The sequence below is a fragment of the Streptomyces sp. NPDC031418 genome (assembly GCF_055581605.1).
In genome coordinates this window covers 22,764-32,053 of sequence record NZ_JBVIJC010000034.1, presented here as the reverse complement: position 1 = coordinate 32,053, position 9,290 = coordinate 22,764, and the positions used below count along the sequence as shown (strand labels likewise).

General features: G+C 75.0%; 4 protein-coding genes. 1 reads left to right on the top strand and 3 read right to left on the bottom strand.

What is annotated here, in order from left to right:
- Positions 1 to 91: 91 nt before the first annotated feature.
- The 3 genes from ACZ5CZ_RS35820 to ACZ5CZ_RS35810 all read right to left on the bottom strand — a co-directional run bounded on the left by ACZ5CZ_RS35820 (position 92) and on the right by ACZ5CZ_RS35810 (position 7,184).
- Positions 92 to 1,372 (bottom strand): carbohydrate ABC transporter permease, encoded by a 1,281-nt coding sequence (locus tag ACZ5CZ_RS35820; RefSeq protein ID WP_468948899.1) that lies wholly within the window; start codon positions 1,370 to 1,372, stop codon positions 92 to 94.
- 70 nt (positions 1,373 to 1,442) lie between these two features.
- Positions 1,443 to 2,828 (bottom strand): ABC transporter substrate-binding protein, encoded by a 1,386-nt coding sequence (locus ACZ5CZ_RS35815; protein ID WP_468948897.1) that lies wholly within the window; start codon positions 2,826 to 2,828, stop codon positions 1,443 to 1,445.
- A gap of 180 nt (positions 2,829 to 3,008) precedes the next feature.
- Positions 3,009 to 7,184, bottom strand: a complete 4,176-nt coding sequence (locus tag ACZ5CZ_RS35810; RefSeq protein ID WP_468948895.1) for an FtsK/SpoIIIE domain-containing protein — start codon at positions 7,182 to 7,184, stop codon at positions 3,009 to 3,011.
- A gap of 379 nt (positions 7,185 to 7,563) precedes the next feature.
- Between ACZ5CZ_RS35810 and ACZ5CZ_RS35805 the strand changes: the two genes are divergently transcribed.
- Positions 7,564 to 9,273 carry a serine/threonine-protein kinase gene (locus tag ACZ5CZ_RS35805; protein ID WP_468948893.1) on the top strand — a complete coding sequence of 570 codons (1,710 nt, stop codon included), beginning with the start codon at positions 7,564 to 7,566 and terminating at the stop codon, positions 9,271 to 9,273.
- Positions 9,274 to 9,290 lie beyond the last annotated feature (17 nt).

The following is a 9,290-nucleotide window of genomic DNA, read 5'->3' as shown; positions in this document are numbered from 1 at the left end:
CGCCGCACCTCCCGCCTCAGCCGCCGCACGTTGCTGTGCCTTCCCGGGGGATAACCCCCGGGCCCCCAGCCGCTCCGAGGTGCACGCAGTCTCATCGCCGCACCTCCCGCCTCAGCCGCCGCACGTTGAACAGCATCACCGGGATCACCAGCAGCAGCAGGAACACCGCGATCGCGCTGGCGATGCCCGGCTGGCTCTCCGCGAAGCCCTTGCGGTACAGCTCCAGGGCGAGCACGTTCGCGTCGTCCTGGGACGAGCCCGGCGCGATGATGTAGACGAGGTCGAACACCTTCAGCACATTGATCATCAGGGTGACCAGGACGACCGCGAGCACCGGCGCCAGCAGCGGCACGGTGATCTTGCGGAACACCTGCCACTCGGAGGCACCGTCCACCCGGGCGGCCTCCAGTAATTCCCGGGGCACCCCCGCGAGCCCGGCCGCGATCAGCACCATCGCGAACCCCGCCCACATCCACACGTACGCCCCGATGATCGCCGGGGTGACCAGCGTCGGGCCCAGCCACTCCACACCGTTGTACGGCTCCCGGAAGTTGCTCGCGGGAAGCCTCAAGAGGGCCCCGTCGGCGGCCGCGGGCAGGGTGAAGGTGCCGTCCCCGGCCGCGGTGGCGGAGGCGACGACCCGGCCGTCCTTCACCGCCTCGATCCGCATCCCCGCATAGCCCGCCTCGGACGGGTCCGGCACCCCGAGCCGCCCGACGCCCTTGCCCCGGGTGAAGTCCTGCCAGGTGGTGCCGGTGACCTTGCCGGGTTCCGGGCGCGCGGCCATAGCCCGCCGCACCCCGTCGGGCAACTGGTCCGGCGCCACCCCCACGAGCGGCAGCGCCACCACCTGCCCGGTGTGCACGGGCGCCTTGGTCACGAAGCCGCCCTGGTCCGGCCGGAGCGGCGAGTCACGCCCCGGGTGCGCCCTCGGGAACGCCGACGACTGCGCGAAGGTGTCGTGCACGCCCACCCACACCGCGTTCGCCACGCCCTTGCTCGGGTCCTGGTCGTACACCAGCCGGAAGATGATCCCGGCCGCCAGCATCGAGATCGCCATCGGCATGAAGACGACCAGCTTGAACGCCGTACCCCAGCGCACCCGCTCGGTCAGCACCGCGAAGACCAGACCGAGCGCGGTGGAGACGGTCGGGGCGAACACCACCCAGATGACGTTGTTCTTCAGCGCCGTACGGATCCCGTCGTCCGTGAAGAGCGCCTTGTAGTTGTCGGCGCCGGCGAAACCGTCGCCGTTCGCGTTGTAGAAGCTGCGGACCAGTGAGTACCCGATCGGGTAGACCACGAGCGCGCCGAGCAGCACCAGGGCGGGCAGCAGGAACAGCGCCGCCACCGCCTTGCGGGTGCCCGTCACGCTTCGGCGACTGCGGGGGGCGGCGGGACCCGGTGGGGCCCCGGCCGCCGCTGCCGACGCCATCGCCGGATCAGCTCCCGTTCCCGTACGCGGCCGCCGCGTCCTTCTCCAGCTTCGCCTGCGCCCCCGCGACATCGCCGGGGTTCTTCAGGAAGTCCTGGAGGTCCTTCCACTCGCCCTTGCCGGGGGTGCCGCCGAACGCCTGCGGGGCCTGGTCGGACATGTCGAAGCGGAAGTCGTCACCGGACGCGATCAGCGCCTTGGCGATCTTCTGCTGCACCTCGTTCGGGTAGGCCGAGACCGGCACGTTCTTGTTCGGCGAGAGATAGCCGCCGAGCTTCGCCTGGATCGTCGCCGCGTCCGGGGAGGCCAGGAAGGTCACCAGGGCCTGCGCCGCCTTGGAGTCCTTGAGGATCACCGCCGCGTCGCCACCGGAGACCACCGGCGCGGTGGAGCCGACGGCCGGGAACGGGAACACCTTCGCGTCCGTGCCCACCTTCGCCTTGGTCTCCCCGATGTTGACCTGCACGAAGTCGCCCTCGTAGACCATCGCCGCCTTCGGCTGGTCGCCGCCGGTGAAGGTCTGGGTGACCGAGGCCGGGAACTCGGTCTGGAGCGCGCCGTCCTGACCGCCCGCCAGATACTCCTTCTTCCCCCAGATCTGCGCGAGCGTCGTCAGCGCCTGCTTCACCGAGGGATCGGTCCACTTGATCCTGTGCTGGGCGAGCTGGTCGTACTTCTGCGGCCCGGCCTGCGACAGATACACGTTCTCGAACCAGTCCGTCAGCGGCCAGCCGTCCGCGCCCGCCACCGAGAACGGCGTCACCCCGGAGTCGTCCACCGCCTGCGCGGTGGTCAGCAGGTCCTTCCAGGTCTTCGGCTCCTTGGCGTTCGCGTTCTCGAAGACCTTGGCGTTGTACCAGATCAGCGACTTGTTGGCGGCCTTGTAGTAGACGCCGTACTGCTTGCCGTCGACCTTGCCGATGTCCTGCCAGCCCTGCGAGTAGTTCTGCTGGAGCTCCTTCACGGCCTCCGGTCCGAGCGGCTTGGCCCAGCCCTTCTGCGCGGCCTGCCTGATGGCGCCGGGCTGCGGCAGCAGCGCCACGTCCGGCGGCTGACCGCCCGCGATCTTGGAGCCGAGGAAGTTGATGATCGGGTCCTGGGCGGGCACGAAGGTGACCTTCGCGCCGGTGCGCCTCTCGAACTCGGCCAGCACCTGCTTGAAGTTCTTCTGCTCCTGGCCGGTCCAGACGGCGGCGATCTCCAGCGTCGCGCCGTCCAGCTTCGGCAGGCTGACGGTGGGGGCGGTGCCGCTGCCGGTGCTCTCGTCCCCGCCGCCCTTCTTGTCCTTGCCGCCGCCGGAGCAGGCGGTGAGCGCGAGGGCTCCCGCGAGCAGGGCGGCGAGTGTGGTGACGGCCCTGTGTGTCCGGATGGTGCTGCTGCTCGTGCTGCGCATCACTTCCCCGTTCGTCGTTCTCCGTTGAACGTCGTCGAGCGTTGTCGAGCGTCGGGAGTGTCCCGTCGGTCCGGTGTACGCCGGGCCGCTCGCGGGCGGCAAGAGCGCCTGCGGCGTGCCGGGCCGCATCGTGACCGGCTCGTGACCAGCGTTCCCCAGGAGACTCGTGACCAGCCTTCCCTAGGAGAGGAGGGACGGCACCTCCGCCGCCGAGACCTGGCGGGCGGCGCGCTCCACCGCGCTCGCCAGCAGGGCGAGGTCGGTGGGGCCGTTGCCCAGCTCCCGCACCGGCCGGCGGGCCGGCGGGTCGCCCATGCGCTCCCAGTCCAGCGGGACGACCGTGGGCCGCTGGGTCGCGGTCCGCGGGATACGGCCCGTGACCCGGCCGCCCTGGAACCCGGTCGGCTGCCCGTCCCGGTACGTCAGCCGTCCACGGCCCGGCGCCGGCTCCTCGGGGCCCGACCCGGGCGCGTCCAGCGCGATCCGCAGGGTGGCCCGGCGCGCCGGTTCCGTCTCCGCCGTACGACCGCCGGTCCCGGCCGCCGCCACCAGGTGCATGCCGAGCCGCTCGCCCTCCCGGGCCACCGCCTCCAGCGCCCGCAGCACCGAACCGGCGGCGGGCCGGCCCGGCGAGCCGAGCGCGGGCGAGACCAGCGCGTCCAGGTCGTCCACGACGACCACCAGCCGGGGCAGCGGGGGTGCCGCCACGGCCCGCTGCCGCGCCGCCGTGCCCGGCCGCAGCCGCAGCGTGGAGCTGGGCGGCGTCTCTATGTCCCCGGTGCCCGCCGTGCGCTGCGGGACGATCCGGCCCGAGACAGCCTGCCCCGCATGCCACTGGGCGAAGTCCGTCCGGCCCAGCAGCTCCGCCCGCCGCTTCAGCTCGGCGGCCAGCGACTGCGCGAACTCCCGCATGCGGACGGGGTCGTTGGCGATGAGATGGGTGGTGACATGCGGTATGTCGGTGCACACGCGCAGGCCCTCCCCGCGGCCGGCGCCGGTGCCGACACCGTCCCGGCCGTCGACGAGGACCACGCTCAGCCGGTCCGGCCGTTCGGCGGCGGCGAGCGAGGCGACCACGGTCCGCAGCAGCTCGGTACGGCCGCTGCCGGGCGGCCCCTCGATCAGCAGATGCGGTCCGTCGGCCACCAGGTCCGCGGTGAGCGGCCCGCGCGGACCGGCGCCGAGCACCGCCCGGGCGCGTCCGCCCAGCGACTCCGGGTCGTCCGCCGCGTCCGCCCAGCGGGCCATCAGCGACGCCGGGGTGGCCCGGGCCAGCCCCAGCTCGTCCAGCAGCCGCGCCGACCGGGGCAGCGGTGCCGCCACGCGCGCGTGCCGCTCACCGGCCGGACCGTCCGCCCGCAGCGGCGCCAGCGCCCGCGCGAACCGCTCCGCCCAGGCGGCCGACACCGCGTCCACGGCGGCGACCGTGCCGGGGCCGACCGGGCCGGTGGGCGCCACCCGCAGCACGTGCAACGCGGTGGCGACGTCCCCGCCGAGCAGGGCCACGGCACCGCAGTGCCGGAAGGTCGGCGCCGCCGCACACGCGGCCTCGTACGTCCGGGTGACCGGGGAGGCGGGGGAGGCGGGCTCGGTCTCGGCGAGACACACCACATGGATCCCGGCCCGCGGCCCGGCGACGGCCAGCCGTGCGACGGACTCCTGAAGGGCGGCACCGCCGGGATCCCCGTCCACGACGACGACGGTGTAGGGACCGGGAAAGCCGCCGACCCCGGCCCCGGTGTTCTCCCTGGCCCAGGAGGGACGCCGGGAGGAGGCGGCGGGGCCTGCCTGGGCGGGGATGGTGGAACTGGGACTGTGCGACGAGGTGCCGGGCGCGGTCGCGACGCCGGTGTGGGGGTGGGCCGTGGTCCTGCCGGTGGCGGCGTGCTCCTCGACCCGGCGCAGCAGCTCCTCGGTGCGGGCGGCCGCCTGTTCCCGGTCGTAGGCCAGCAGCAGCCGGCAGTCCTGGCCGTGGCCCGGCCGGACATGCGGGAGCCAGCCCAGCCAGGACCACTCGGCGGTGCGTTCCTGCACCGGGCGCGTGCGGTCCGCGCTGATCAGCACGATCTCCAGCAGGTCGGGGGAGTGCAGCCCGGCGAGCTGGGCCAGTACCGCGCGGGCCAGCCCGGAAAGACGGGGCCGGGGCCCGGCGAGGCCCAGCGCGCCGGCCTCGCGCAGCGCGGCGGTCACCGGTACGGAGGGCAGCAGACCCGAGCCGTCGGGCGCGCTCCGGTCGGCCGTGCCGAGCCGCACGGTCAGCGCCTCGGGGTGGCCGGGCCCCCGCTCCCACAGCCGGGGCCCGGGGCCGAGCGCCGTCAGCAGCAGTGCGGCCGGGTCGGGCCAGGTCTCCGGGAGCTGCGGGGCACCGGCCGCGGGGGCGTCGCCCGCGGTGGCGCCGGGTACGCCGTCGTACACCTGCTCGCGCGCCGTCTCACCGCGCCCCCCGGCCAACCGCCGCGCCCACGCCCCGAGCCCGCGCCGCCGGCCGGCCTGGCCGAGTTCGGTACGTGCGGCGCCGGCGGCTCCGCCACCGGCAACCCCGAAGCGCCCGGCGTGGGTCGAGTTGGAGTTGGAGCTGGAGCTGGAGCTGGAGCTGGAGCTGGAGCTGGCGCTGGGATTGGGGCTGGAGGTGGAGTTGGGGCTGGGATTGGGGCCGTACCCGGTGCCGGTACCGGGGCCGAAACCGGTCCCCGTGCCGGAGTCGGAGCCGGACCCGGTGCCGAAGCCGGTCCCCGTGCCGGAGCCGGAGCCGGACCCAGTGCCGAAGCCTGGGCCGGAGCCGTATCCCGTGCCGGTGTCGATGCCGGTGCGGTGCTCGATTCCGGGTGCGCCGCCCTGCCCGGGTACGACCGGAGCGGCCCGCCGGTGCTCCTGAGCCCCCGCCCCGGCCCCGGACGCCCCCCAGCCCCCGGAGTCATACCCGTGCTGCGCCCCACCGACGGCCTCCGCCGCGCCGAAGCCACCGGCACCCGCCCCTCGGGGATGCTGCCCGCCCGCCGAGGACGGACCCGTCCCGCCAGTGCGACCCGCAGTCGGCGCCGAGGCGTCCGCCGCCCGGGAGTACTCCGCACCTGCTGAGGACGAGTCGGTCCAGCCGGTTCCGCGCGCCCCCGCCGAAGCTGAGCCCGCCCCACCAGGGTCACCCGCCCCCGCCGGGCCCACTCCGCCAGAACTGCCCGCACCCGCCGACGCCGGGCCCGTCCCGCCAGTGCGACCCGCAGTCGGCGCCGAGCCATCCGCCGCCCGGGAGTACCCCGCACCTGCTGAGGACGAGTCGGCCCAGCCGGCTCCGCGCGCCCCCGCCGAAGCTGAGCCCGCCCCACCAGGGCCACCCGCCCCTGCCGGGCCCCCTCCGCCAGAACTGCCCGCACCCGCCGCCGAGCCATCCGCCCCTCGGGAGTACCCCGCCCCCGCCGACGCCGAGCCGCCCCAGCCGGTTCCCCCCGCCCCGGCCGCCACCGGGCCCGCTCCACCAGGGCCACCCGCAGTGGCCTCCGCCGAGCCCGCCCCGCCAGGGCGACCCGTACCCGCCGCCGAGCCCGCCCCACCAGAGCCACCCGCCCCCGCCGAGCCAACCCCGCCAGAACCCCCCGCACCCGCCGACGGCGAGTCCGCCCCGCCAGGGCCACCCGCAGTCGGCGACGAAAGCTGTACGGGTGGTGCGGGTGGGAAAACGGACCCCGCCCCCACGACCCGCACGCACCCCTCCCCATCGGCCACCGTCCGCATCCGCGCTCCGGGCCCCCCGCATGGAGCAACCCGCAGCGCCGACTCCCCGATCCTCAGCAGACCCCCCGGAGGGAACCGCACCGCACGCTCCGTCACCCGCGCCGCGTCCAGCGTCGTACCGTTCGTGGAGCCCAGGTCGGCGACCGAGACGCGGCCGTCGGCGGCGACGGTGACCGCGCAGTGCAGCCGGGAGACGTCGGGGTCGTCCAGCGGGACGTCCGCCTCGGCCGAGCGGCCGACGGTGATCCGGCCGCCGTGCAGCAGATGCACCCCGCCCGCGTCCGGACCCGCCACCACATGCAGCTGGGTCGGCGCCTCGTCCAGCTCGGGATGCGGCTCGGGGGCCGCGGGGGCGCCCAGCGACAGCACCGCGCCGTCGATCAGCGGCGGCTCGCCGAGGACGCTGCGGCGCGGGTCGAGCCGCTCGGTGCCCACGTACAGCACCACGCTCGCGCCGCCGGCCTCCCGTCCGCTGCCGCCGTCCCCGGCGACCGCGCCGGCCAGGGCCGAGGCGACCGCGGCCAGCTCCGTGCCCACGGGCGCCGTGACCAGCACGTCGCGGCTCGCGGCGCGACCCCGCTGCGGGGCGGGGCCCAGCGGGTCTACGACGGTCAGCCGGATCTGCATCGGCGTCAGCGGTCCCTTCTGCGCGGGTCTGCGCGGGCGCGGACTTCCCCCCACCCCACACGAGCACGTCGGCCAGTACTGGAAGGCATCCTTGCACCTGCCACCGACAACGCGCCCGGTACCCGGTGACAAGTGATCTTGATTGGTCGGCTCTGCCCCCAAAAGTGCCTGACCATGGACGCGCGGGCGATCAGTTGAGATCGGTCACGTCCGCCTCCGGCAACCACCGGACCGGCACGGGCGTCTTCCCGTCGAACACTTCGAACGCGCCCGGGAACGCATACGTAGTGGCTCGAAGAGCGGCACTACAGTGGGTCGGAACACCGGACGCAGACCGGGATGCAGTCAACCAGGCAGCAAGCAGCAGGGAGCGCGTGACGTGCGGCCAGTCGGCAGCAAGTACCTGCTTGAGGAGCCGCTCGGACGCGGCGCCACAGGCACCGTCTGGCGTGCCCGCCAGCGAGAGACCGCGGGCGCCGAGGCGGCCGTGGCCGGCCAGCCCGGCGAGACGGTCGCGATCAAGGTCCTCAAGGAGGAGCTGGCGAGCGACCCGGACATCGTGATGCGCTTCCTGCGGGAACGCTCGGTCCTGCTCCGGCTCACCCACCCCAACATCGTGCGGGTCCGCGACCTGGTCGTGGAGGGCGATCTGCTGGCGCTGGTCATGGACCTCGTCGACGGCCCCGACCTGCACCGCTATCTGCGCGAGAACGGCCCGCTGACCCCGGTCGGCGCGGCCCTGCTCACCGCCCAGATCGCCGACGCGCTCGCCGCCAGCCACGCCGACGGCGTGGTCCACCGCGACCTGAAGCCCGCCAACGTGCTGCTCCAGGAGCACGACGGCCGGATGCACCCGATGCTGACCGACTTCGGCATCGCCCGCCTCGCCGACTCCCCGGGCCTGACCCGCACCCACGAGTTCGTCGGCACGCCCGCGTACGTCGCGCCGGAGTCCGCCGAGGGCCGCCCGCAGACCTCCGCCGTCGACATCTACGGCGCCGGCATCCTGCTGTACGAGCTGTTCACGGGCCGTCCGCCGTTCGCCGGCTCCACCGCCCTGGAGGTGCTGCACCAGCACCTGAGCGCGGAGCCCCGCCGCCCCTCCACCGTCCCGGACCCGCTGTGGACGGTCATAGAGCGCTGTCTGCGCAAGAACCCGGAGGAACGGCCGAGCGCCGAGAACCTCGCGCGCGGGCTGCGCGTGGTCGCCGAGGGCATCGGTGTGCACGCGAACGCCGTGCAGATCACCGCCGCCGAGGGCGTGGGCGCGCTGCTCGCCCCGGACCCGGCCCCGGCCGCCGTACCGGACGGGGTGCCCGGCGCCGCCGACCCCACCCAGGTGCTGCCGGCCAACGCCCCGCAGACGTCGTACGACCCGAACGCGGCGACCAGCTTCCTGCCGCACACCGGCGGCCCGGCCGGCGCCGCCGACCCCACCGCCGTCCTGCCGAACACCGGCGCGGCGGACCCGACGGCGGTGCTGCCCCCGATGCCGCAGGGCCAGCCGGGACAGCCCGGGCAGCCCGACGGCACGCAGCCCGAGCAGCCGCATCCCTGGCAGACCCAGCTGCGCGCGGCCCGCGACCGCAACGAGCAGACGCAGATCCAGTACCTGGAGCCGGAGGAGGACCCGCTGCGCCGCCGGCCGCAGCGGCAGGTCGCCCGGCCCCAGCAGCAGCCCCGCCCGGCCCCCCAGCCGCGCCCGCAGCAGCCGCAGCAGCGCGGCCGTCAGCAGGGCTACCAGCAGGGGTACGGCTATGCGCCGCAGCCCCAGCAGCCGCAGCAGGGGTACCAGCCGCAGCCGTACGCGCCGCCCCAGCAGCCGCAAGCGCGGCCCGCGCGGGAGCCGAGGCCGCCGCGGCAGCGCAGCGCCAACCCGATGAAGATCCCCGGGCTCGGCTGTCTGAAGGGCTGCCTCTTCACGATCGTCATCCTGGTCGTGGCGAGCTGGCTGATCTGGGAGCTGACCCCGCTGCACACCTGGGTCGGCCAGGGCCGCGGCTACTGGCACGAGCTGACCCACTGGATCGGCCGGATCAGCAGCTGGGTCAAGGACCTGGGCAGCGCCTCGGGCGGCAGCGGCAAGTGAGCACCGCATCCGACCGC

Excerpts from the sequence above, each read along its gene's own strand:
- ACZ5CZ_RS35815 (WP_468948897.1), bottom strand. The coding sequence starts at position 2,828 with ATGCGCAGCACGAGCAGCAGCACCATCCGGACACACAGGGCCGTCACC.
- ACZ5CZ_RS35810 (WP_468948895.1), bottom strand. The coding sequence starts at position 7,184 with ATGCAGATCCGGCTGACCGTCGTAGACCCGCTGGGCCCCGCCCCGCAG.